This window comes from Micromonospora sediminicola, assembly GCF_900089585.1.
GTDB lineage: Bacteria > Actinomycetota > Actinomycetes > Mycobacteriales > Micromonosporaceae > Micromonospora > Micromonospora sediminicola.
Window position 1 is genome coordinate 1,153,312 of the sequence record NZ_FLRH01000004.1, and the last position, 22,404, is coordinate 1,175,715.

At 74.3% G+C, this 22,404-nt stretch carries 19 protein-coding genes; 3 read left to right on the top strand and 16 right to left on the bottom strand.

Going from position 1 to position 22,404, the window contains the following annotated elements; all coding sequences use genetic code 11:
* Positions 1–2: 2 nt before the first annotated feature.
* The 6 genes from GA0070622_RS26845 to ligA all read right to left on the bottom strand — a co-directional run bounded on the left by GA0070622_RS26845 (position 3) and on the right by ligA (position 10,772).
* Positions 3–2,360, bottom strand: coding sequence for a transketolase-like TK C-terminal-containing protein (locus tag GA0070622_RS26845; protein WP_091580645.1), 2,358 nt, complete (start codon positions 2,358–2,360; stop codon positions 3–5).
* Positions 2,361–2,471: 111 nt separating this feature from the next.
* Positions 2,472–3,968, bottom strand: coding sequence for an Asp-tRNA(Asn)/Glu-tRNA(Gln) amidotransferase subunit GatB (gene gatB, locus GA0070622_RS26850; RefSeq protein ID WP_091580649.1), 1,497 nt, complete (start codon positions 3,966–3,968; stop codon positions 2,472–2,474).
* An 11-nt stretch (positions 3,969–3,979) separates the two neighbouring features.
* Complete coding sequence (gene gatA, locus GA0070622_RS26855) at positions 3,980–5,455, bottom strand: Asp-tRNA(Asn)/Glu-tRNA(Gln) amidotransferase subunit GatA (protein WP_091580654.1); 1,476 nt, start codon at positions 5,453–5,455, stop codon at positions 3,980–3,982.
* Entirely contained in the window at positions 5,452–5,757 is a 306-nt protein-coding gene (gatC, locus tag GA0070622_RS26860; protein WP_091580658.1) for an Asp-tRNA(Asn)/Glu-tRNA(Gln) amidotransferase subunit GatC, read from the bottom strand. Before gatC ends, gatA begins: the two co-directional genes overlap by 4 nt.
* 104 nt (positions 5,758–5,861) lie before the next feature.
* Complete coding sequence (locus GA0070622_RS26865; protein ID WP_091580663.1) at positions 5,862–8,468, bottom strand: EAL domain-containing protein; 2,607 nt, start codon at positions 8,466–8,468, stop codon at positions 5,862–5,864.
* A gap of 150 nt (positions 8,469–8,618) precedes the next feature.
* Complete coding sequence (ligA, locus tag GA0070622_RS26870; protein WP_425412784.1) at positions 8,619–10,772, bottom strand: NAD-dependent DNA ligase LigA; 2,154 nt, start codon at positions 10,770–10,772, stop codon at positions 8,619–8,621.
* Between the two features lie 180 nt (positions 10,773–10,952).
* Here ligA and GA0070622_RS26875 point away from each other — a divergent pair, with 180 nt between their 5' ends.
* Positions 10,953–11,489, top strand: coding sequence for a type II toxin-antitoxin system PemK/MazF family toxin (locus GA0070622_RS26875; protein WP_091584050.1), 537 nt, complete (start codon positions 10,953–10,955; stop codon positions 11,487–11,489).
* 19 nt (positions 11,490–11,508) lie between these two features.
* Here the strand turns inward: GA0070622_RS26875 and GA0070622_RS26880 are convergent, their stop codons facing one another.
* The 7 genes from GA0070622_RS26880 to GA0070622_RS26910 all read right to left on the bottom strand — a co-directional run bounded on the left by GA0070622_RS26880 (position 11,509) and on the right by GA0070622_RS26910 (position 18,389).
* Entirely contained in the window at positions 11,509–12,522 is a 1,014-nt protein-coding gene (locus GA0070622_RS26880) for an ADP-ribosylglycohydrolase family protein (RefSeq protein WP_091580671.1), read from the bottom strand.
* Positions 12,523–12,548: 26 nt separating this feature from the next.
* Complete coding sequence (locus tag GA0070622_RS26885; RefSeq protein ID WP_172967842.1) at positions 12,549–12,917, bottom strand: VOC family protein; 369 nt, start codon at positions 12,915–12,917, stop codon at positions 12,549–12,551.
* 36 nt (positions 12,918–12,953) lie between these two features.
* The gene (locus tag GA0070622_RS26890; RefSeq protein WP_091580680.1) at positions 12,954–13,958 is read right to left on the bottom strand and encodes a uroporphyrinogen decarboxylase/cobalamine-independent methonine synthase family protein; all 1,005 of its coding nucleotides are present in this window, start codon (positions 13,956–13,958) and stop codon (positions 12,954–12,956) included.
* A gap of 559 nt (positions 13,959–14,517) precedes the next feature.
* On the bottom strand, positions 14,518–15,591 hold the full coding sequence (gene mnmA, locus GA0070622_RS26895) for a tRNA 2-thiouridine(34) synthase MnmA (protein WP_218012331.1): 1,074 nt from the start codon (positions 15,589–15,591) through the stop codon (positions 14,518–14,520).
* 37 nt (positions 15,592–15,628) lie between these two features.
* Positions 15,629–16,804 carry a cysteine desulfurase family protein gene (locus tag GA0070622_RS26900; protein WP_091580688.1) on the bottom strand — a complete coding sequence of 392 codons (1,176 nt, stop codon included), beginning with the start codon at positions 16,802–16,804 and terminating at the stop codon, positions 15,629–15,631.
* A gap of 86 nt (positions 16,805–16,890) precedes the next feature.
* On the bottom strand, positions 16,891–17,562 hold the full coding sequence (locus tag GA0070622_RS26905; protein ID WP_091580692.1) for a class F sortase: 672 nt from the start codon (positions 17,560–17,562) through the stop codon (positions 16,891–16,893).
* The gene (locus GA0070622_RS26910) at positions 17,559–18,389 is read right to left on the bottom strand and encodes a DUF4397 domain-containing protein (protein ID WP_091580697.1); all 831 of its coding nucleotides are present in this window, start codon (positions 18,387–18,389) and stop codon (positions 17,559–17,561) included. Before GA0070622_RS26910 ends, GA0070622_RS26905 begins: the two co-directional genes overlap by 4 nt.
* Positions 18,390–18,629: 240 nt before the next feature.
* On the opposite strand from GA0070622_RS26910, the gene GA0070622_RS26915 reads away from it, so the two are divergent.
* The gene (locus tag GA0070622_RS26915; RefSeq protein ID WP_091580702.1) at positions 18,630–19,235 is read left to right on the top strand and encodes an RNA polymerase sigma factor; all 606 of its coding nucleotides are present in this window, start codon (positions 18,630–18,632) and stop codon (positions 19,233–19,235) included.
* Positions 19,189–19,956: an anti-sigma factor gene (locus GA0070622_RS26920; RefSeq protein ID WP_091580705.1), complete on the top strand. Its 768-nt coding sequence runs from the start codon at positions 19,189–19,191 to the stop codon at positions 19,954–19,956. The genes GA0070622_RS26915 and GA0070622_RS26920 overlap by 47 nt, the downstream gene beginning before the upstream one ends.
* A 100-nt stretch (positions 19,957–20,056) precedes the next feature.
* On the opposite strand, the gene GA0070622_RS26925 is transcribed toward GA0070622_RS26920, so the two are convergent.
* The 3 genes from GA0070622_RS26925 to GA0070622_RS26935 all read right to left on the bottom strand — a co-directional run bounded on the left by GA0070622_RS26925 (position 20,057) and on the right by GA0070622_RS26935 (position 22,402).
* Positions 20,057–21,016, bottom strand: coding sequence for an electron transfer flavoprotein subunit alpha/FixB family protein (locus GA0070622_RS26925; RefSeq protein ID WP_091580710.1), 960 nt, complete (start codon positions 21,014–21,016; stop codon positions 20,057–20,059).
* A gap of 11 nt (positions 21,017–21,027) precedes the next feature.
* Positions 21,028–21,807 (bottom strand): electron transfer flavoprotein subunit beta/FixA family protein, encoded by a 780-nt coding sequence (locus GA0070622_RS26930; protein ID WP_091580717.1) that lies wholly within the window; start codon positions 21,805–21,807, stop codon positions 21,028–21,030.
* 190 nt (positions 21,808–21,997) lie between these two features.
* Complete coding sequence (locus tag GA0070622_RS26935; RefSeq protein WP_091584054.1) at positions 21,998–22,402, bottom strand: hypothetical protein; 405 nt, start codon at positions 22,400–22,402, stop codon at positions 21,998–22,000.
* Positions 22,403–22,404: the final 2 nt, after the last annotated feature.

The window sequence follows — 22,404 nt, forward strand, 5'->3', positions numbered from 1 at the left end:
GGTCAGCGCAGCGCGAGCGCGGCCAGCGCGGCGTTGACGATGCTGCCCGGCAGCAGGTCGTGCAGCTCGTACAGGTCACGGACGCTGCCGGACTGGCCGAACTCGTCCACCCCGAGCGGCACCGCCGGGGCGCCCACCGCCGAGCCGAGCCAGGCCATCGCGTGCGACGCGGCGTCGTGCACGGTGACCACCGGCACCCGGTCGACGAACGCCGACCGCAGCGCGCCGGGCACGCTCGGCACGGTGGCGGTTCGCACGCCCTGGCGCAGCGTCCGCTGCCACGCCCGGTAGAGCCGGTCCAGGCTGGTCACGTCGACCACGTGCGCGGCGATGCCCTCCTCCGCCAGCTCCGCGGCGGCGGCCAGGACCTCCGGCAGCACCGCGCCGGAGGCCGCGAGCTGCACCACCGGGGCGTCCGCCAGATCGGGGTACGCCTGGTGCGCGTCGACGAGCCGGTACGCGCCGGCCACCACCTGCCGGCGCAGCACCGCCTCGCCGAGCCGGGCCCGGGCCGCCTCGAACGGCGCCTGGTCGACCGGCCGGGTGCTGAGCCGGAAGTAGTACGCCCCGTCCTCGGCCGGCGCGGCGGTCGCGGCCGGCGCGGATCCGCCGGCGATCTGCCCGAGCGCGTCGCAGAGCAGCCAGTCGAGGCTGCCGGCGTACGCGGGCTCCAGGAACGTCACGCCGGGCAGCTCCAGCCCGACCGAGGCGGTGATGGTGGACTGGTGCGCGCCGCCCTCGGGCGCCAGCGTGATGCCCGACGGGGTGCCGGCCACCACGAACCGGGAACCCGAGTAGGTGCCGTAGAGGAACGCGTCGAGCCCGCGCAGCACGAACGGGTCGTAGACCGTGCCCACCGGCAGCAGCGGCTGGCCGGACAGGTCCCACGACAGGCCGAGCTGGCCCAGCAGCAGGAACAGGTTCATCTCCGAGATGCCCAGCTCGATGTGCTGCCCGGCGGGGCTCTCCGTCCAGCGCAGCATCCGGTCCTCGGTCCAGGAACGCTGCTCGGTGGGGGCGAAGACGCCGGTCTTGTTGATGAACCCGGCGAGGTTGGTCGAGGTGGCCACGTCCGGCGCGGTGGTCACCAGGTAGGGCGCCACCTGCGGATCGCGGGCCAGGTCGACCAGCACCCGGCCGAAGACCTCCTGGGTGGAGACGGGCTTGTTCGCGCGTACCCGGGTGGTCTCCGGGACGGTGACGCCCAGCGCCCGCTCGCGCGGCGGGCGGGACAGCGCCTCCCGGCGCTCGCCGGCCCGGATGCCGGCCGGGGACGTCGGGTCGAGGCGGTCCCACTCGGTCTCGGCGGTGAGGCCCTGCGCGGCGCGCAGCGCGTCGACCTGCTCGGTGGTGAGCAGCGCCGAGTGGTTGCGCGGGTTGCCGGCGATCGGCAGGCCCCAGCCCTTGACCGTGTACGCGAACACCACGCTGGGCCGGTCGGTGACCGCGTCGCACTGGGCGTACGCGTCGAGCATCGCCTGCGCGTCGTGCCCGCCCAGGTCGGTGACGAGCGGGCCCAGCTCGTCGTCACCGATGTCGGCGACGAACGCGGCCACCTCGGCCGGCGCGCCGTCCAGGAACTGCTTGCGCAGGGCCGGCCCGGCCAGCCCGAACAGCGACTGGTACTGCTCGTTCGGCATCCGGTCGATCCAGTCGCGCAACGCGGCCCCGCCCGGCCGGCCGTACGCCTCGGCCAGCTTGCGGCCGTACTTGACCTCCACGACGTGCCAGCCGGCGGCCTCGAACTGGCCCCGCCACTGGTTGATCCGGATGCCGGGGACGACCCGGTCCAGCGACTGGCGGTTGAAGTCGACCAGCCACATCACGTTGCCCAGGCCGGTGGTGGCCGGGTCGGCGACCGCCTCCCAGATGTTGCCCTCGTCCAGCTCGGCGTCGCCGATGATGGCGACGAACCGGGAGTGCGGCCGCGCGCCGAAGTGCGCGTCGACATAGCGACGGGTGACGGCGGCGAACAGCGGCGCGGCGGCGCCCAGGCCGACTGAGCCGGTGGAGAAGTCCACAGCGTCCGGGTCCTTGGTGCGCGACGGGTACGACTGGAGGCCGCCGCGCGCCCGCAGCTTCGGCAGGTAGGACCGGTCGAGGTTGCCGAGCAGGTACTGGATGGCGTGGAACACCGGCGAGGCGTGCGGCTTCACCGCGACCCGGTCCTCGGCGTCCAGGTGCTCGAACCAGAGCGTGGTCATCGCGGTGACCAGCGAGGCGCTGGACGCCTGGTGGCCGCCGACCTTCACCCCGTCGCCGGTGTCCCGGTCGTGGTTGGCGGCGTCGACGATGCGGGTGGCGAGCCAGAGCACCCGGCGCTGGATCTCGTCGAGGACGTCGAGGTCGTGCTGGTTCACGGTGACTCCATCCGGGCGTCGCCGTTGACGCCCACTGTGGTGTGGGGGTGAGGCGTTAGGAAGGGCCCCTTCTTATGCACCAGGCGTTAAGAAGGGGCCCTTCCTTGCACGTCAGGCGGCGCCGAGGCGCTCCAGGATCAGCTCGCGGACGGTCTTCGCGTCCGCCTGGCCGCGGGTGGTCTTCATGACCGCGCCGACCAGCGCACCGGCCGCCGCGACCTTGCCGCTGCGGATCTTGTCGGCGACGTCGGGGTTGGCCGCGATCGCCTCGTCCACGGCGGCGGTGAGCGCGCCGGTGTCCGAGACGACCTCCAGGTTGCGGTTGGTCATGATCTCGGTCGGCGAACCCTCGCCGGCCACCACGCCCTCCAGCACCGTACGGGCCAGCTTGTCGTTGAGTTTGCCCGCGTCGACCAGGCCCTGCAGCTCGGCGACCTGCGCCGGGGTGGCCCCGACGTCGGCCAGCTCCACGCCGGTCTCGTTGGCGCGGCGGGACAGCTCACCCAGCCACCACTTGCGGGCGGCGGCCGGGGTGGCGCCGGCGGCCACGGTCGCCTCGATCAGCTCGACCGCACCCGCGTTCACCACCGACTGCATGTCCAGGTCCGACAGACCCCAGTCCTGCTGGATCCGCTTGCGGCGCAGCCGCGGCAGCTCCGGCAGGGCGGCCTTCAGCTCGGCCACCCAGGCGGTGTCCGGCGCCAGCGGCACCAGGTCCGGCTCCGGGAAGTACCGGTAGTCGGTGGCGGTCTCCTTCGACCGGCCCGGGGTGGTGTCGCCGGTGTCCTCGTGGAAGTGCCGGGTCTCCTGGGTGATCCGGCCCCCCGCGTCCAGCACCGACGCCTGGCGCAGCATCTCCGAGCGGACCGCCCGCTCGACCGAGCGCAACGAGTTGACGTTCTTGGTCTCGGTGCGCGTGCCCCACTCCTCGCCCGGCAGGTTCAGCGAGGTGTTGACGTCGCAGCGCAGCGAGCCCTCCTCCATCCGGACGTCGGAGACGCCCAGGGAGCGGATCACGTCGCGCAGCTCGGCGACGTACGCGCGGGCGACCTCCGGCGCGAGCGCGCCGGTGCCCGGGATCGGCTTGGTGACGATCTCGACCAGCGGGATGCCGGCCCGGTTGTAGTCGACGAGCGACTCGGTGGCGCCGTGGATCCGGCCGGTGGCGCCGCCGACGTGCAGCGTCTTGCCGGTGTCCTCCTCCAGGTGCACCCGCTCGATGCCGATGCGCACCAGCTCGCCGTTGACCTCGACGTCCAGGTAGCCGTCGAAGCACAGCGGCTCGTCGTACTGGCTGATCTGGAAGTTCTTCGGCATGTCCGGGTAGAAGTAGTTCTTCCGGGCGAACCGGCACCACTCGGCGATCGAGCAGTTGAGCGCCAGACCGATCCGGATCGTCGCCTCGATGGCGGCCTTGTTGGCCACCGGCAGCGAACCGGGCAGGCCCAGGCAGACCGGGCAGACCCGGGTGTTCGGCTCGCCGCCGAAGTCGGTCGGGCAGCCGCACCACATCTTGGTGTTCGTGCCCAGCTCGACGTGGGTCTCCAGGCCGATCACCGGTTCCCAGCGCGCCACGACCTCGTCGTACGCGGGCAGTGTCGTCGTCATCTGCTCCTGCCTCACAGTGCCGGTGGGGTGAACGTGCCGACCGTCGACTCCAGCGCGGCGGCGACCCGGTACATCCGGTCGTCGGCCATGGTCGGCGCCATGATCTGCAGACCGACCGGGAGCCCGTCGGACAGGCCGCACGGGACCGAGATCGCCGGGCCGCCGTACAGGTTCGTCGGGATGGTGAACAGGTCGGCCAGGTACATCTGGTAGGGGTCGGAGGTGCGCGCCCCGATCGGGAACGCCACGAACGGCGTGGTCGGCGAGATCAGCGCGTCCACCTGCTCGAACGCGGCGGTGAAGTCGCGGGTGATCAGGGTGCGGACCTTCTGCGCCTGGCCGTAGTAGGCGTCGTAGTAGCCCGAGGAGAGGGCGTACGTGCCGATCATGATGCGGCGCTTGACCTCCGGGCCGAAGCCGGCCTCCCGGGTCAGCGACATGACCTCCTCCAGCGACCGGTTGCCGTCGTCGCCGACCCGCAGGCCGAACCGGACGCCGTCGAACCGGGCCAGGTTGGAGGAGCACTCGCTCGGCGCGATCAGGTAGTAGGCCGGCAGCGCGTACCCGAAGTGCGGGCAGGAGATCTCCACGATCTCCGCGCCCAGCTTGGCCAGGGCCTCCACCGACTCGCGGAACGCGGCCATCACGCCCGGCTCGGCGCCCTCGCCGGTGAACTCGGTGACCACACCGAGCTTCACGCCGGTCAGGTCACCGCTCGCGCCCAACCGGGCCGCGCCCACCACGTCCGGCACCGGGGCCGGGATCGAGGTGGAGTCGCGCGGGTCGTGGCCGCCGATCACCTGGTGCAGCAGCGCGGCGTCGAGCACGTTGCGGGCGCACGGGCCGGGGGTGTCCAGCGACGAGGAGAACGCGACCAGGCCGTACCGGGAGGTGCCGCCGTAGGTGGGCTTGGCGCCGACGGTGCCGGTGACCGCGCCGGGCTGGCGGATCGAACCGCCGGTGTCCGAGCCGATCGACAGCGGCGCCTCGTACGCGGCCAGCGCCGCGGCGCTGCCGCCGCCGGAGCCGCCGGGGATCCGCTCCAGGTCCCACGGGTTGCGGGTCGGGCCGTACGCGGAGTATTCGGTGGAGGAGCCCATGGCGAACTCGTCCATGTTGGTCTTGCCGAGCATCACCGTGCCGGCGGCGCGCAGCCGCTCGACGATCGTCGAGTCGTAGGGCGGGCGCCAGCCCTCCAGGATCTTCGACCCGACGGTGGTGGGCACGCCCTTGGTGGTGAGCACGTCCTTCACCGCGACCGGCACGCCGGCCAGCGGGCCCAGCTCCTCGCCGGCGGCCCGACGCTCGTCCACGGCCCGCGCGGCGGCCAGCGCCCCCTCGGTGTCGACGTGCAGGAAGGCGTGCACCCGGTCGTCGACCGCGCCGATCCGGTCCAGGTGGGCCCGGGTGACCTCGACCGCGGAGGTCTCGCCGCTGGCCACCAGACCGGCGAGGTCGACGGCGCTGAGCTTGGTCAGGTCGGTCACGATGCCACATCCTCGTCCAGGATCCGCGGGACGCGGAACCGCTGCTCCTCGGCGTCGGGCGCGCCCGACAGCACCTCCTGCGGGGTCAGACTCGGCGTCACCACGTCCTCGCGGAGCACGTTGGTCAGCGGCACCGAGTGGGACGTCGGCGGGATGTCCGCCGCGGCGACCTCGCCGACCTGCGCGACCGACTGGAGGATCACGTCCAGCTGACCGGCGAAGGTGTCCAGCTCCTCCTCGGTGACGGCGAGCCGCGACAGTCGCGCGAGGTGCGCGACCTCCTCGCGGGAGATGGCGGCCATCGGGTGCCCCCTTCGTGGCTGTCCTGAGACGTCTAGGTGTGCCGGCCGCGCGCGACGGCGGAGCGATGACGCGCGGTGACCGGAGCGAGTCTATTGTCCCGCGCTCACGACGACGCCTTCGACTCCCCCTCCGGGCCGCCCCGGCCGCCCGCCTCGGCGACCGCCGGACGCACCGGGCGGTAGCGCGACAGCCAGGTGGCCAACTCCTCCGCCGGCATCGGCCGGGCGTGGAACCAGCCCTGCGCCACGTCGCAACCGGCGGCGTGCAGCAGCCGCCAGGTGCGCTCGTCCTCCACGCCCTCGGCCACCACCCGCAGCCCGAGCGCGCCGGCCAGCTCGATCATCGAGCGGACGATCGCCGCGTCGTCCGGGTCGTCGGCCATCCCCAGCACGAACGACCGGTCCACCTTCACCTCGGACAGCGGCAGCCGGCGCAGGTGCTGCAACGAGGAGTAGCCGGTGCCGAAGTCGTCCAGGGCGATGCCGACCCCGATCCGGTGCAACTGGGTGATGCTGGCCAGCACCCGCCGGGGGTCGGCCATCAACGCGCCCTCGGTGATCTCGACCTGGAGCCGCTCCGGCGGCACGCCGTAGCGGGCCAGCCGGTCGGCGATCTGGTCGGCGATCTCGCCGGTGTGCAGGTCCCGGACGCTGACGTTGAGCGCGGCGCGCAGCGTGAGCCCGGCCGCGGACCACTTGGCGAGCTGCTCCACCACGTCGTCCACCACCCGCCGGGTGAGCAGCCGCATGACCGCGCTCTGCTCGGCGACCTGGATCAGCTCACCCGGGTCGACCATCCCGCGGCGCGGGTGCCGCCACCGCAGCAGCGCCTCGACGCCGACCACCTCGCCGGTCGCGATGGCGATCTGCGGCTGGTAGTACATGGTGATCTCACCCGGGTCGTCCGGCTCCCGCGCCGCCGGTCGGTGGGAGGCGACGGGACCGCCGTCGGGCTCGCCCGGCGCGGCGCGGGACGTCACGGCGGCCTCGACGGCCTCGGTGGCCTCGGCGACGGGTGCCGTCTCCGTGGCCGTCAGCGCGTGGGCGGACGGCGGAACCTCGGCCGCGGCACCGGCCGGCACGGCGTCACCGCCGGACCAGGCCGCCGGGCCGACGGGCGCGCCGGCGCGGGCGCCACGGCGGCGGATCGGGTCGGCGCCGGTGAGGATCTGCTCGATCAGGTCGTCGCCGGGCCGCGCCTCGACGCGTTCCCGGCGGCGCCGCAGCCGCCACCGGGCCGGACCGCCGTCCGGCCGGACCCCACCCCGGCCGTCGTCCCGGCCCGGCCGCGCGTCGGAGGCCGGCCGCCCGTCGTCCGCCGGCCCGTCGTGCGCCGTCGCGGCGGGCACGTCCGGCGCCAGCACCGCACCGTCACCCCCGCGTACGCCGACCGGCTCCCCGGCCGGCGGCGACTCCAGCACCCGACGCAGGTCGGCCAGGAGACTCAACCGTTCCGCCGAGTTGTGGTCGGACTCCGGCGCGTAGACCGCGACGGTGTCGTTGCGGTGCTTGGCGTCGTACATCGCGACGTCGGCGTGCCGCATCAGGGTGGCGAAGTCCTCGCCGTGATCGGGGAAGAGCGCGACGCCGATGGAGCCGCCCACGTCCAACGGCAGCCCGTCCAGCGGCACCGGCTCGGCGAGCGCGGCGACCACCCGGTCGGCCCGCTCGCGGGCCTCGTCGAGGCCGGCCAGCCGGGGTACGACGATGGCGAACTCGTCCCCGCCGAGCCGGGCCACCAGGTCCCGTTCGCCGACCACGTCGATCAGGCGGGCGCTCACCTCGACCAGCAGTCGGTCGCCGACCGCGTGCCCGAGCGCGTCGTTGACGTGCTTGAACCGGTCGAGGTCGAGCAGCAGCAGGGCCAGGTGGGCGTCCGGCTCGCCGCGCGCGGCCCGTTCGGCGTGCAGGTGCACCTGCTCGGCCACCTCGGTGAGCAGCGCCTTGCGATTGGGCAGCCCGGTGAGCGGGTCCACGTCGGCGAGCTGTTCCCGCTCGGCCGAGAGCCGGGCCATCCGGTAGACCGCGAACAGCGGGACCAGCACCAGCGGGATCAGCGCCGCGCTGGCCCGGGCGGCGGCCACCAGCACCGGCGCGAGCAGCAGCAGCGAGCCGGTGGAGAGCAGCTCGTAGGCCAGCCCGTGCCGGACGCTGGGCCACCACCGGTCGCCGAAGCGCAGCCGGATGGCGGTGGTGACCAGGCCGTAGTTGACCACGAACCAGGCCACCGTGGCGCCGCCCACCGCCGCCACGTCGGTCCAGTGCAGCCGGCCGCCGCCGAACAGCTCACCCGGGCCGAGCCGGGTGACGGCGTACCCGGCGGCGAGCGCGCAGGCGTACTGGGCGGCGTTGAAGGCGGTGCGCCAGGGGGCGTAGCCGAGGCGCCAGCCGGAGACGGCCACCGCGACGGCCTGCACCGCGACGGCCGGGCCGAGCCCCCAGCCGAGCAGGATGGCGAAGGTGAAGCAGGTCGACGGGAAGACCGCCGAGGTCTGCCGCCGGCCGGGCGGGACGAACGGTCGGGCGTCGCAGGCGACGGCGAGCGCCGCCATGGTCCAGAACGCGGCCGGCAGCTCGGTCAGCCGGTCGGGGAGCGCGACGAGCGGCCCGACCGAGACGAGCAGGGCGAGCACGCCGACGCCGGCGACGAAGCCGAAGAACGGCCCGGTCCGCCCGGGCGGGACGGAGTTGCGCGGGTCGCCGTTCTCCATCGCACCTCCCGGAAGCGGCATCGGCACGCGCGGTCACGCGCCGTACGCCAATGAAACGCCCTCCGGGTCGATTTCCCCGACACGACAGTCACGAATCGGTCGTAGTCGTAATTAAGTTGGTATACGGCGCAGCCGTCGCCAGGGTCGGGGTCAGTCCTCCACCCGGGCCACCGCGCGGGCCGCCTCGGGGCCGGACTCCAGCAGCACCCGGAACCCGTCCTCGTCGAGGATCGGCAGCTTCAGGGTGGCCGCCTTGTCAGCCTTGGACCCGGGGTTGTCGCCGACCACCACGAAACCGGTCTTCTTGGAGACCGACCCGGTCACCTTGCCGCCCCGGCTCTGGATCGCCTCGGCGGCCTGGTCGCGGCTGAAGCCGGCCAGCGTGCCGGTGACCACCACGGTCACCCCGTCGAGCGGTCGCGGACCCTCGTCGCCGGCCTCCTCGGCCATCCGGACGCCCGCCTCGGCCCACTTGCGGACCACGTCGCGGTGCCAGTCGACGGCGAACCACTCCTTCAGGCTGGCCGCGATGGTCGGGCCGACGCCGTCCACCGAGGACAGCTCCTCCTCGGACGCCTCCTCGATCGCCGGGATCGAGCGGAAGTGCCGGGCCAACGCCTGGGCCGCGGTCGGGCCGACGTGCCGGATGGAGAGCGCCACCAGCACCCGCCACAGGTCGCGCTCCCGCGCCACCGCGAGGTTGTCGAGCAGCTTGGTGGCGTTGCTGCCGAGGCTGCCGTCCTTGTTGACGAAGAACGGCGAGCGGCTCAACTGCTCGGCGTCGAGACCGAACAGGTCGCCCTCGTCGGCGATGATCCCCGCGTCGAGCAGCGCGGCCGCGCCCTTGTAGCCGAGCACCTCGATGTCGAAGGCCCCGCGGCCGGCCAGGTGGAAGACCCGTTCCCGCAGTTGCGCCGGGCAGCTGCGGGAGTTGGGGCAGCGGATGTCGACGTCGCTCTCCTTGGCCGGCGCGAGCGGCGTGCCGCAGGCCGGGCAGGTGGTCGGCATGACGAACGGGCGGGCGTCGGGCGGCCGCAGCTCGACCACCGGGCCGAGCACCTCGGGGATCACGTCGCCGGCCTTGCGCAGCACCACCGTGTCGCCGATGAGCACGCCCTTGCGCTCGACCTCGCGGGCGTTGTGCAGCGTGGCCAGCGCGACGGTGGAGCCGGCCACCCGGACCGGCTCCAGGACGGCGAACGGGGTGACCCGCCCGGTGCGCCCGACGTTGACGTCGATGTCGAGCAGCGTGGTGTTGACCTCCTCCGGCGGGTATTTGAAGGCGATCGCCCAGCGCGGCGCGCGGCTGGTCGAGCCGAGGCGCCCCTGGATGGAGACCGGGTCGACCTTGACCACCACGCCGTCGATCTCGTGCTCGACGTCGTGCCGGTGCTCGGCGTACCAGGCGATGTATTCCGCCACGCCGGCCAGGTCGGGCACCACCCGCCAGCGGTCGCTGGTGGGCAGCCCCCACGCCCGCAGCGCGGCGTAGGACTCGGACTGGGCCGCGGGCTGGAAGCCCTTGCGCGCGCCGATGCCGTGCACCACCAGGCGCAGCGGGCGGGAGGCGGTGACCCGCGGGTCCTTCTGCCGGAGACTGCCGGCGGCGGCGTTGCGCGGGTTGGCGAACGGGGCCTTGCCCTGCTCGACCAGGCTCGCGTTGAGGTCGGCGAACGCGGCCACCGGGAAGTAGATCTCGCCGCGCACCTCGATCAGCTCCGGCACGTCGGGGAAGTCGTCGGACGCGATCAGCCGGGCCGGCACACCCTTGATGCTGCGCACGTTGGCGGTGACGTCCTCGCCGGTGCGCCCGTCGCCCCGGGTGGCGGCGCGCACCAGCCGACCCTTGGAGTAGGTCAGGTTGATGGCCAGCCCGTCGACCTTCAGCTCGCACAGGTAGGGCACCGGGCCGCCGGCGTCGCGCTCGACCCGCTCGGCCCAGGCGGCCAGCTCCTCGTCGGCGAAGGCGTTGTCGAGCGAGAGCATCCGTTCGGCGTGGGTGACCGGGGTGAAGTCGGTGGAGAAGGTGCCACCGACCCGCTGGGTGGGCGAGTCGGGGGTGCGCAGCGCCGGGTATTCGGCCTCCAGCGCCTCCAGCTCGCGCAGCTGCCTGTCGAACTCCGCGTCGGTGACGGTCGGCGCGTCCAGCACGTAGTAGCGGTACTGGTGCTCGGTGAGCTCCTGGCTCAGCAGGGCGTGCCGCTCCCGGGCCTCGGGGGTCGGCTCGGCGCCCGCCGCCGCCTCCTGGGCGGCGTCGACCGCCGAGGGAACCGCTTCTTCGGACACACCGCCGTCTTCGGACACGCTGTCGACCTCCCGTGCTCGTGCTACCCCCGCACCGTAGCGGTCGGGGGTGACAACCGTCCGGCCACCCACGCTGACCAGGCGACCCGGCGCGCGTCGCGCCACCGGGCGGGCCGGCCCCGGCCGTGCGACGATCGCGGCGGCGGCGCTGGGCCGGAACGGACGGAAGGCGGGGTACGGATGCGCGACGGGCTGATCTGGGCGCTGGTGATCGTGGTCTGCGTGGCCGCCGGCTGGCTGTGGAGCGAGTGGCGCCGCCGGTCCACCGGGACCGGCCCGCGTACCCGGCCGGCCGATCGACGTCGCCCGGGCGCCGGGCGGCCCGAGCGGGGTCCCCGGGGCGGCGGCCGGACCGGCGCGCCGCCGAGGCCGCGCGACGGCGGCGCGCCGGCCGGGGACCGGCCCCGGCCCGGCGAGATCTGGTGGGCCGACGTGCCCTACGCGGACGGGACCGGTTCGAAGGTGCGCCCCTGCCTGGTGCTGCGGGTCGACGGCCGGGACGCCGACGTCCTGAAGATCACCAGCCAGGACAAGTCGGACCGGGACGACCACCTGCCGATCCCGACCCGCAGCTGGGACCCGGGCGCGGACCACGACAGCTTCCTCGACGTCAGCGAGCCGATCCCGGTGCCGCTGGACGCGTTCGCCGACCGCGCCGGCACCTGCGACCCCGATCTCTGGCGCGGCGTCCGCCGGCTCCCCCACCTGGCCGCCTGAGCCGGGGGACGACGGCCGCTCAGTCGAGCGCGCCGGCGAGCGCGGCGAGCTGGTCGGCGTACTCGATCCGGTCGGCCCACCCGGCCGGCCAGGCCGTCATCCCGTGCGCGGCCCCGACGAAGGCGCCGGCCAGCGCGGCGATGGAGTCCGAGTCGCCGGCGGTGGTGGCGCCCCGGGCCAGCGCGCCGACCGGGTCGTCGGGGTGCCGCAGCGCGCAGAGCAGCGCGGTGGCGAGCGCCTCCTCGGCGATCCACCCCTCGCCGGTGAGCCGGCACGGGTCGCCGCCGTCGTCGGGGCGGGCCAGCGCCGCCTCCAACCGGCCGAGCACCCGCAGGCAGTCGTCCCAGCCCCGGGCCGCGAACTCGGCCGCGCTGCGCTCCCCCGGCCGCTGCCACAGGTCGCCGAGCCAGTCGTCCCGGTAGACCGTGCGCTGCGCGTGGGCCCGGTCGGTGAGCAGGCCGGGCAGCTCGGGCAGCGCCGCGCCGTCGCGCAGCAGCCGGACCGCGTACGCGGTCAGCTCGCTGGCCGCCAGGGCGGTCGGGTGGCCGTGGGTGAGGCCGGCCTGGAGCTGCGCCAGCCCGGCGAGGGTGTCGAGATCGACGTCGAGCAGCCCGAGCGGGGTGACCCGCATGTTCGCCCCGCAGCCCTTCGAGCCGGCCACGGTGGCCTCCTGCCAGCGGGTGCCCCGGGCCAGCTCGGCGCAGGCCCGCAGGCACGTCATGCCGGGGGCGCGGTTGTTCTCCGGGCTGGCCGCCCAGTCGAGGAAGCGCTGCCGCAGCAGCGGCTCCACCGCCTCCGCGGTGAGGGCCGGCGCGTCGTGCACCGCCCAGGCGACCGCCAGCGCCATCTGGGTGTCGTCGGTGACCAGCGCCGGATCACCCTCCAGCTCGCGCGGACCGGCCGGGCCGTAGCGCCGGACGATCTCGGTGACGGTGAGGAACTCGGTCGGCTTGCCCAGGGCGTCGCCGTAGGCCAGGCCGAAGAGCGACCCGGCGGCGCGGCGGGGGGTGGAGGCGGTCACGGTGGCGATCATGCCCCGACCGCGCAAACCCGGGCCGGTCAGTCCCAGCAGAGGCAGAACGGGTGGCCGGCCGGATCGGCGTAGACCCGCCAACCGTCACCCTCGCCGCGCAGCCGCCGCGCCCCGAGCGCCAGCGCCGCCTTCTCGGCCGCCTCGATGTCGTCAACGGTCACGTCCAGGTGGAACTGTTGCGGACGCTCCGGGTCGGGCCACGCCGGGGCGCGCAGGTCGAGCGCCTTCTGGAAGGCGAGGCGGGGCTGGTGCCCGGGCGGGCCGCCGAGCACCACCCAGTCGTCACCCTCGGAACTCTCCTCGATCACCGGCAGGCCGAGCAGCTCGGCGTAGAAGCCGGCCAACGCACGCGGGTCAGGGCAGTCGATCACCGTGGAACGCAGTCGTCCGATCATGCCGGTCATCCTGCCCCCGGGGTACGACGGGAAACGTCACTCCTCGGCGAGCCGCCGCCCGGCGTCCCGGCAGGCGGCCAGCACCGCGCGGGCGTACGCCGGGGTCGCGCCGGGCAGGCCGCACGCGGGGGTGACCACCACCTGCTCGGCGAGCCGGCGACGGGGGAAGCCGAGCTGGTCCCAGACCCGGCGGACCCGGGCGGCCACCTCGGCGGACGTGGGCGCCCGCCCACCGGCCGGCGGCAGCGTCGGCGCGGCGCCGGCGAGCAACCCGAGCCCGGCGTCGATCGCCTCGCCGAGCGGGTCCAGGTCGGTGAGCAGCGACAGGTCGAGGGCGACGCCGACCGCCCCGGCGGAGCGGATCAGCTCCAGTGGCACGTCCGGCGCACAGCAGTGCACCAGCGTGGGCGCCCCGGCCGCCTCGATCACGCCACCCAGCAGCGCCCGGGCCACCTCGCCCTCCACCGGACGGTGGGTGCCGAGCCCGCTCTCGGTGGGCACGCGGCCGGCCAGCACCGCCGGCAGGGACGGCTCGTCGAGCTGGAGCAGCACCGAGGCGCGGGGCAGCCGCCGGGCCACCGCCGCGACGTGCCCCCGCAGCCCCTCGCCCAGTGAGCCGGCGAGGTCGCGTACCGCGCCGGGGTCGCGCAGCAGCCGGCCGCCGATCGGCAGCTCCAGCGCGGCGGCCAGGGTGAACGGGCTGGCGGCCTGGACCTTGACCGGACCGGCGTACTCCTCGGCCTGCTCGGCGAGCTGGTCGAGGTCGCGTTCCATCAGGTCCCGGGCCCGGCGCAGGTCGCGGCCGGGGCGCGGGGCGATCCGCCAGCGGGCCGCGTAGAGCTCGACCGGAAGCTCGACCAGCAGGCCGGCGGTGCGCCCGAGCAGGTCCGCGCCGGGGCCCCGGGCGGGCAGCTCCGGCAGGTGCGGCAGTGCCGGCAGCTCACCGAGCACGATCCGCTGCGCCTCGGCGATGTCGGTGCCGGGCAGCGAACCGATCCCGGTCGCCGCGCCGGTGGGCCAGGGCCACGCCTGCTCAGTCACCGCCGCAGCCTATCCGCTGCCTCCGGCCGGGCGCGGGGGGACGCGGGCCCGGGGCCGACGCCCCCTCGCCCGCCACGACGGCGCGATCTGGCAGCCCGCACCGGTCACGCGGCACGTGGACGCACCGTCCCCACACATCGGGCACTGCCCGCCCCCGTCCGCGCGGGACCGGCGGCGGATGGTCGCTCGGAGCACGCTTTCGAGCTGATATCAGGAACGACTCAGCGGGCCCGCGCGGCGGTTGAGTCGTCTGCGCTATCAGCTCGAAAGGCGACCGTCGGGCACGCCGACGGCCTGCCGGAGCGACCCGGGCGACCCGGGCGACCCGGGCGACCCGGGCGACCCGGGCGACCCGGGCGGAGCAGATCGGCACGGCGGCGGGCGTCAACCTCGACGGCCAGCTCCGGGGGCGCGCTCCCGCCCCCGGCTGGCCCGGCCCGTCGCGGCCGGGTCCACGCGGCCAGGGTCCGGCGGCCAGGACCCACGCGGCCAGGGACCCGCGGCCAGGGACCCGCGGCCAGGGGCCCGCCGCCGGGGACCCGCCGCCCGGGGACCGCGGTCAGGCGGTGATGGTGGCGGAGCCGAGGACCACGTCGCCGGCCGGGTCCGGCCGGTAGGCCACGATGGCCTGACCGGCGGCGACCCCGCGGACCGGGCGACGCAGCGACGCGCGCAGGCCGTCGGCGTCCACCGAGACGGCGGCCGGGACCACGTCGCCGTGCGCCCGCAACTGCACCTCGCACTCGATCGGCCCGTCCGGGCGCGGCCCGCCGGTCCAGACCGGCCGCAGGGCACGCACCGAGGAGACCTCCAGCGCCTCGGCCGGGCCGACGGTCACCGTGTTGGTCGTCGGGGTGATGGAGAGCACGTAGCGCGGCCGGCCGTCCGGCGCCGGCCGGTCCAGGTGCAGCCCGCGCCGCTGTCCGACGGTGTACTGGTAGGCGCCGCTGTGGCTGCCCACCACCGCGCCGGTGAGCGCGTCCACGACCTGGCCGGGGGCCTCGCCCAGCCGCTCGGCCAGGAAGCCGCGGGTGTCGCCGTCGGCGATGAAGCAGATGTCGTGCGAGTCCGGCTTGTCGGCGACGGCGAGGCCGCGCCGGGCCGCCTCCGCGCGGACCTCGGCCTTGGTCGAGTCGCCCAGCGGGAAGACCGACCGGTCGAGCTGCGCGCGGGTCAGCACCGCGAGGACGTACGACTGGTCCTTGGCCGCGTCGACGCTGCGCCGCAGCAGTCCGTCCGGGCCCAGCCGGGCGTGGTGGCCGGTGACCACGGCGTCGAAGCCCAGGGCCACGGCCCGGTCCAGCACCGCGGCGAACTTGATCTTCTCGTTGCAGCGCAGGCACGGGTTCGGGGTACGGCCGGCCGCGTACTCGGCGACGAAGTCGTCGACCACGTCGTCGTGGAACCGGTCCGCCATGTCCCACACGTAGAACGGGATGCCCAGCACGTCGGCGGCCCGCCGGGCGTCCCGGGAGTCCTCCAGCGTGCAGCACCCCCGCGCGCCGGTGCGGTAGGTCTGCGGGTTGCGGGCCAGCGCCAGGTGCACCCCGGTCACGTCGTGCCCGGCCTCCACCGCCCGCGCCGCCGCCACGGCGGAGTCCACTCCGCCCGACATCGCCGCCAGAACCCTCACCGGCCCACTCCCCTCGTCCTCACCGAGGGTATCCGGGTCAGCGGGGCGTACGGAGGGCGGCCGCGCGGCGGGCCCGCTCCACGGCGGCCGGCAGCGCGGCGATCAGCGCGTCCACGTCGGCGCCGGTGCTGGTGTGCCCCAGCGTGAACCGCAGCGAGGACCGGGCCCGGTCGTCGTCGGCGCCCATGGCCAGCAGCACGTGCGAGGGCTGGGCCACGCCGGCCGAGCAGGCCGACCCGGTCGAGCAGGCGATGCCCTGGGCGTCGAGGAGCAGCAGCAACGCGTCGCCCTCGCAGCCGGGGAAGGAGAAGTGCGCGTTGCCGGGGAGCCGGTCGGCCGGGTCGCCGTTGAAGACCACCTCGGGGACCGCCCGGCGGACCCGCTCGACCAGCTCGTCGCGGAGCGCGGCGATCCGGGCCGCGTACTCCTGCTGGTTCTTGACCGCGGCCTCGACGGCGACCGCGAACGCGACGATGCCGGCCGTGTCCAGGGTGCCGGAGCGCACGTCGCGCTCCTGGCCGCCGCCGTGCAGCAGCGGGGTGGCGGCGACGTCGCGGGCCAGCAGCAGCGCGCCGACGCCGGCCGGGCCGCCCAGCTTGTGCCCGGTCACGGTGAGCGCGGACACGCCGCTCGCGGCGAAGTCGACCGGAACCTGCCCGACCGCCTGGATCGCGTCGGTGTGGAACGGCACCCCGCGCGCGGCGGCGACCGCGGCCAGCTCGGCCACCGGCTGGACGGTGCCCACCTCGTTGTTCGCCCACATCGCCGTGACCACCGCCACGCGGTCGCCGTGCTCGGCCAGCTCGGCCCCGAGCCGCTCCGGGTCGAGCCGCCCGGCGGCGTCCACCGGCAGCCAGCCGACCTGCGCGCCCTCGTGCGCGACCAGCCAGTCGACCGCGTCGAGCACGGCGTGGTGCTCGACCGCGCTGGAGACCACCCGGACCCGCTCGGCCCGGTCGGCCCGCCGGGCCCAGAAGATGCCCTTCACGGCGAGGTTGTCGCTCTCCGTGCCACCGCCGGTGAAGATCACCTCGGAGGGGCGGGCGCCGAGCGCGGCGGCCACCCGCTCCCGGGACTCCTCCACCCGCCGTCGGGCACGGCGGCCCGCCGCGTGCAGCGACGACGCGTTGCCCACCTCGCGGGCGGTGGCGACGTACGCCTCGAGTGCCTCGTCGAGCATCGGGGTCGTCGCCGCGTGATCCAGGTATGCCATCACCGTTCAGCCTAACGGCCGGTGGGCGCGCCACCGGGGGCCGGACCACCCGTCCCGCACCGCGGTGGGACAGGTGGTCCGACTCCTCATGAGGGGACCGCGGTGACGACGATGTTGTCCCGGTAGTGCCGGGTCTTCGGGTCGAACGGACCGCCGCAGGTGATCAGCGTGAGACGCGGGCTGCCGTCCCGGGCGAAGTACCGGTCCAGCGGGATCTTCGTCTTCGTGTACTCCTCCCGGGCCACCACCCGGTAGCGGCGCTCCTCGCCGTCCGAGCCGGTGGCGGTGAGCGTGTCTCCCCGGTCCAGCTCACGCAGCCGGAAGAACGCTCCCTTGCCCTGCTCGGCGCTGTCCACGTGCCCGGCGATGACCACCGAACCGGCGCCCGCCTCCAGGCCCGGGCCGTAGCGGTACCAGCCGACCTGGTCCACGCTCGGCGGCACCTCGAACTCGTTCGTGCGGTCGTTGATGCCGACCGGGTTCACCGTGGCGGTGACCTTGATCGGCGGGATGCTCAGCCGGACCGGGGGCACTGTCGTGCCGTCCGCCGGGAGGGTGCCGGCGTTCACCGGCACCGACGCGTCCCCGGCCGTCGTGGGCGTGGCCGACGGGGCGGGCGTGGAGGTGGCCAGGGCCGCCGCCTCGTCGGCCCCGACGTCCTCGGCGGGTTGCGAACCGCAGGCCACCAGGGCCGCGACGGAGAGCGCGGCGGCGCCGGCGGCCATCGCCGCCAGCGCCCCGCGGTTGCGCACCGTCACCGGCGACCGGCCCGGGCGGTGGCCACCCGCGCCCCGCCGCCGACCAGCAGCAGCACGCCGGCGCCGGCCAGCACGTACCACCAGGTGTCCACGCCGGTGCCGGCCTGACCGCCGGTGCCGCTGGGCACGCCGCCCGGCGCCGAGTGCAGACCGCTGATGGTCTGCGCGACCAGGTCCAGGTTCTTGGCGTCGGCGGAGCCGATCGCGTAGACGATGGTGGCGGTGCCCTCCTTGAGGTTCAGGTCGGCCGGGCCGATGGCGACGGTGTCGGTGCCGGCGAGCACCACGTCCGCCTTCACGGAGCCGGCGGCCACGTCGGCCTTGGCCTCCTTGGGGTTGGTCAGGCCCTCGAAGACCGGCTTGCCACCGGCCCGCACGTCGACGGCCGGCGCGGCGGCGGTGTGCCGGACGATCAGCCGGGCCTTGCCGGCGCCCACCTTGGACACGTCGTTGACGAACGGGGTGATCTGCGGCTTGCCGTCGGCGCTCAGGTGGGCGGCGAGGCTGATGTTCGCCCCGCCCGGCACCTCGGCGTCGTCGACCTTGAGGATCGCCTTGTCGATCGCCTCACCGGGCTTGGTCAGGGCGATGTCGTACTCCCCCTCGGGCAGGGTCAGCGGGCCGGCCACGTCGCCGGGCTTGAAGTTGTCCAGCGTCTTCTTGCCGTTGACGTACACGTCGACCGGGGTGTCCGGGATGCCGTGCACCACGGAGACCTTCGACGAGGCGGCGTAGGCCGGGCTCATGGTGGCGGCGCCGACACCGGCGAAGGTGAGGGCGGCCACCGCGCCGCCCGCGGCGACCCGACGGAACATGGCGAGCTGCATTGTCTGCCTCCTGGTAGTTGGTACTGATTCGTCAGGCCTGGCTTGCAGAACGGGTTACGCCGGCTCCCGCACCCCCGGATGCGCCCCGGATCCGATTTCTTTTCTTCCTCCCGGACGCATCCGTCGACCCCCTCGGCGACGAAGAGAAGGTGACGAGCGTCGTGACGGACAGACCGGGAGCGTGGGGCGGTGACTGTGGGAGTTACAGTCGGGCATGCCCCACGGAAGGCGAGCCGCCCGGTGACGGCGGCCAGGCAGGGCCCCGAACCGCCCGGCGAGGACGACCTCGCGACGCGGTTCCGCGACGGCGACGAGGCCGCCCTGCGAGAGGCGTACGACCGGTACGGCCGAGCGGTGCTGCACCTGGCCACCACGACACTGGTCAACCGGAGCGACGCCGAGGACGTGACGCAGGCGACCTTCGTGGCCGCCTGGCTCGGCCGGGAGACGTTCGACCCGGCGAAGGGATCACTGATCGGCTGGCTGCTCGGCATCGGGCGGCGCAAGGTGATCGACCGGATCCGGGCCTCGGCCCGGGAGACCCGGGTGGTCGAGACGGTCAGGCAACTGCCCGAGCCGGTCTCCACCGGCCCCGACCCCGACACGGTGGTCGACCGGCTGGTGGTCGCCGACGAGCTGGCCCGGCTCCCCGACGAGCAGCGTCGGATGCTGGAGCTGGCGTTCTACGACGACCTGACACACCAGCAGATCGCGACCGTGACCGGAGTGCCGCTCGGCACGGTGAAGAGCCATATCCGACGCGGCATGCAGAGCCTGAAGCGCAGATGGGAGGTGGACGGTGCAGCACCTGGACCACGACCGGCTGGTCTTTCTGGCGCTCGGTGAGAGTGAGGCGGCCGACGGTGAAGCCACCCATCTCGACACCTGCGGGCACTGCCGGGGGGAGCTGGAGACGCTCCAGCACGTCGCCGGGCTGGGTGCCGGCACCCAGGGTCTGACCGACCTGCCCGACCCGCCGGAGCACGTCTGGCAGGGCATCGTCGCGGAGATCCGGGCCGCCGAGGAGCTGCCCACGTTGGCCGACCGGCGTCCGCCGCGCGCCGGCGAGCAGGTCGCGGTGCAGGAGCGTCCGGTCACCACGGCACGGCGTCGGGGGCGGCGCTGGCCGGGCTGGGCGACCACCGCGGTCACCGCCACCGCCGCCGCGGTGATCGGCGTCGTCGGGACCGCCGCCGTGCTGGGCACCGGCGGCGACGAACCCGCGCCGCAGCCGACGGTGCTGGCCAGCGCGCCGCTGGCCGCGTTCGGGGCGACCCCGAAGGACGCCTCCGGCGACGCCCGGGTGCTCGGCGACAACCAGTTGCACCTGCACGTGGCGAATCTCCCGAACGTTCCGGGGTACTACGAGGTCTGGCTGATCGATCCCAAGACGATGGAGATGTTCTCGGTGGGTACGTTGAGCAACGGATCGGGGGACGCGCTGCTGCCCATCCCTCCGAACGTCGACCTGCGCACCTACTCGGTCGTCGACATCAGCGCCGAGCAGTACGACAACAACACCCGCCACTCCGGCGACAGCCTGGTGAGGGGCACCCTGACGGGCTGATCGGCGGGCCGGCTCAGCTCCCCGGCCCGCCGATCAGCTCCCGAAAGAAGAAGGCCGCCGCCCGGTGCACCGGGCGGCGGCCTTCGTTCGTGACCAGCGGTCACTTACGCTTGCGGATCTCCTCGGCGGCCTGCGGCACGATCTTGAACAGGTCACCGACCACGCCGTAGTCGGCCAGCTCGAAGATCGGCGCCTCGGCGTCCTTGTTCACCGCGACGATGGTCTTCGAGGTCTGCATGCCGGCCCGGTGCTGGATCGCGCCGGAGATGCCGAGCGCGACGTAGAGCTGCGGGGAGACGGTCTTGCCGGTCTGGCCGACCTGGAACTGGTGCGGGTAGAAGCCGGAGTCGACCGCCGCGCGGGACGCGCCGACCGCGCCGCCGAGCAGGTCGGCCAGCTCCTCGACCAGCTTGAAGTTGTCGGCGTTGCCGACGCCGCGACCGCCGGAGACGACCACCGACGCCTCGGTCAGCTCCGGGCGGGAGCCCTTCTGCTCGGCGACCCGCTCGACGACCTTGGCCAGCTTGTCCGCGTCGGTGACCGACACGGTGAGCTGCTCGACGGCCGGGGTGGCCGCGGCCGGGGTCGGGTTGAGCGAGTTGGGCCGGACGGTGACCAGCGGCAGGCCCTTGGTGACCTTGGACTTGACGATGGTGGAGCCGGCGAACGCGACCTGGGTCGCGGTGCCGTCGGCGTCCAGGGCGACCACGTCGGTCAGGATGCCGTTGTCCAGCTTGACCGCGAGGCGGGCGGCGATCTCCTTGCCCTCCTGGGACGAGGCGAGCAGCACGGCGGCCGGCTGCACGCGCTTGACCAGCTCGGCGACCACGGTGGCCTTCGGCGCCACCAGGAAGCCGTCGATCTCCTCGCCCTCGGCGGCGTAGATCTTCTCCGCGCCGTACTCGCCCAGCTTGGCGCTCAGCGCCTCGGCGGCGCCGGCGCCGCCGAGCACGACCGCGCTCGGCGTGCCCAGCTCGCGGGCGAGGGTGAGCATCTCCAGGGTGACCTTCTTGACGCCGAATTCCTTGGTGGCTTCGACGACGACGAGAACCTCAGACATGTCCAGACCTCTCACACGAACTTCTCGGTGGCGAGGAACTCGACCAGCTTGACGCCGCCCTCGCCCTCGTCGGTGATCTTCTCGCCGCCGGAGCGCGGCGGGCGCTTCGAGTGCTCGACCACGGCGCTGGTGGCGCCGTCGAAGCCCACCTCGGCCGGGGCCACGCCCAGGTCGCCCAGGGAGAGCGTCTGCACCGGCTTCTTCTTGGCGGCCATGATGCCCTTGAAGGACGGGTAGCGCGGCTCGTTGATGGTGTCCCAGACGGACACGACGGCCGGGGTCGAGGCGGTGACCACCTCGTAGCCCTCCTCGGTCTGCCGCTCGGCGGTCAGGGTCGAGCCGTCGACGGTGAGCTTGCGCGCGCCGGTGAGGGCGGCGACGCCCAGCCGCTCGGCGATCATGTGCGGCATGACCTGGACCCGACCGTCGGTGGACTCGGCGCCGCAGATGACCAGGTCGGCGTTGAGCTGCCCGAGGGCGGCCGCGAGCACCTTCGAGGTGGCCACGGCGCAGGAGCCGTGCAGCGCGTCGTCGACGACGTGGACGGCCTTGTCCGGCCCCATGGAGAGCGCCTTGCGGATCGACTCGGTCGCCCGGTCCGGACCCATGGTCAGGATGGTGACCTCGCCGCCGTGCGCCTCCTTGATCTTCAACGCCTCCTCGATGGCGTACTCGTCCATCTCGTTGATGACGTTGTTCGCCGAACCGCGGTCGACGGTGTTGTCGTCTGAACGCAGGTTGCGGTCCGCGCCCGAATCGGGCACCTGCTTGACGAGTACGACGATGTTCATCGCGCTTCGACGACCCTCCTGTTTGGTGTAGCGATCACTCGCCCGGTCACGGGCGCAGCCTCCCGCGTGACTTAACGGTCGGTCAACCGCAGGGTGCTGTGCACTTGCCCACGGGCCAATGTTACCCGCAAGTAGCATCGCCACCCCGGGGGCCCGGAGTGACGCAGCTCACCGCGCGCGGACCGGCCCCTCAGACCGGCTCGGCCAGCGCCCGCCTGATCTTGTCGATGGCCGCGGCCTCGGCCGGCTCGACCCCCCGGTGCGCCTCGGCCACCCGGTCCGCCGCGGCCAGCACCACCGACCGGTACGCCTCGACGTCCCCCGGCGACTTGGCCCGCAGGATCTCCACCGACCGACCCAGCGCGGGCAGCACGACGGACTCGACCTCCAACGCGGAGTCCCGGGGCAGCTGCGGCAGTGGCCCGGTGGTCAACGCCTCCTTGACCACGCCGCCGACGTCGGCCAGCGCGCCGGAGGCGGCGATGCTCTCCCGCACCATGGCCAGCACCCCGGGCACGGCGTTGGAGACCAGGAAGACGGCGCCGAACGCGCCGGTCTTCAGGGTGAGCTGCTCGTCCGCCGTCAACCGGTCCATGA

Bases quoted from the DNA above. Each gene is read 5' to 3' on its own strand.
- gatB (WP_091580649.1), bottom strand. From the start codon at position 3,968: ATGACGACGACACTGCCCGCGTACGACGAGGTCGTGGCGCGCTGGGAA.
- gatC (WP_091580658.1), bottom strand. From the start codon at position 5,757: ATGGCCGCCATCTCCCGCGAGGAGGTCGCGCACCTCGCGCGACTGTCG.
- GA0070622_RS26865 (WP_091580663.1), bottom strand. From the start codon at position 8,468: ATGGAGAACGGCGACCCGCGCAACTCCGTCCCGCCCGGGCGGACCGGG.
- GA0070622_RS26875 (WP_091584050.1), top strand. From the start codon at position 10,953: ATGCGCGACGGGCTGATCTGGGCGCTGGTGATCGTGGTCTGCGTGGCC.
- GA0070622_RS26880 (WP_091580671.1), bottom strand. From the start codon at position 12,522: ATGATCGCCACCGTGACCGCCTCCACCCCCCGCCGCGCCGCCGGGTCG.
- GA0070622_RS26885 (WP_172967842.1), bottom strand. From the start codon at position 12,917: ATGATCGGACGACTGCGTTCCACGGTGATCGACTGCCCTGACCCGCGT.
- GA0070622_RS26900 (WP_091580688.1), bottom strand. From the start codon at position 16,804: ATGGCATACCTGGATCACGCGGCGACGACCCCGATGCTCGACGAGGCA.
- GA0070622_RS26910 (WP_091580697.1), bottom strand. From the start codon at position 18,389: ATGCAGCTCGCCATGTTCCGTCGGGTCGCCGCGGGCGGCGCGGTGGCC.
- GA0070622_RS26925 (WP_091580710.1), bottom strand. From the start codon at position 21,016: ATGTCTGAGGTTCTCGTCGTCGTCGAAGCCACCAAGGAATTCGGCGTC.
- GA0070622_RS26930 (WP_091580717.1), bottom strand. From the start codon at position 21,807: ATGAACATCGTCGTACTCGTCAAGCAGGTGCCCGATTCGGGCGCGGAC.
- GA0070622_RS26935 (WP_091584054.1), bottom strand. From the start codon at position 22,402: ATGGACCGGTTGACGGCGGACGAGCAGCTCACCCTGAAGACCGGCGCG.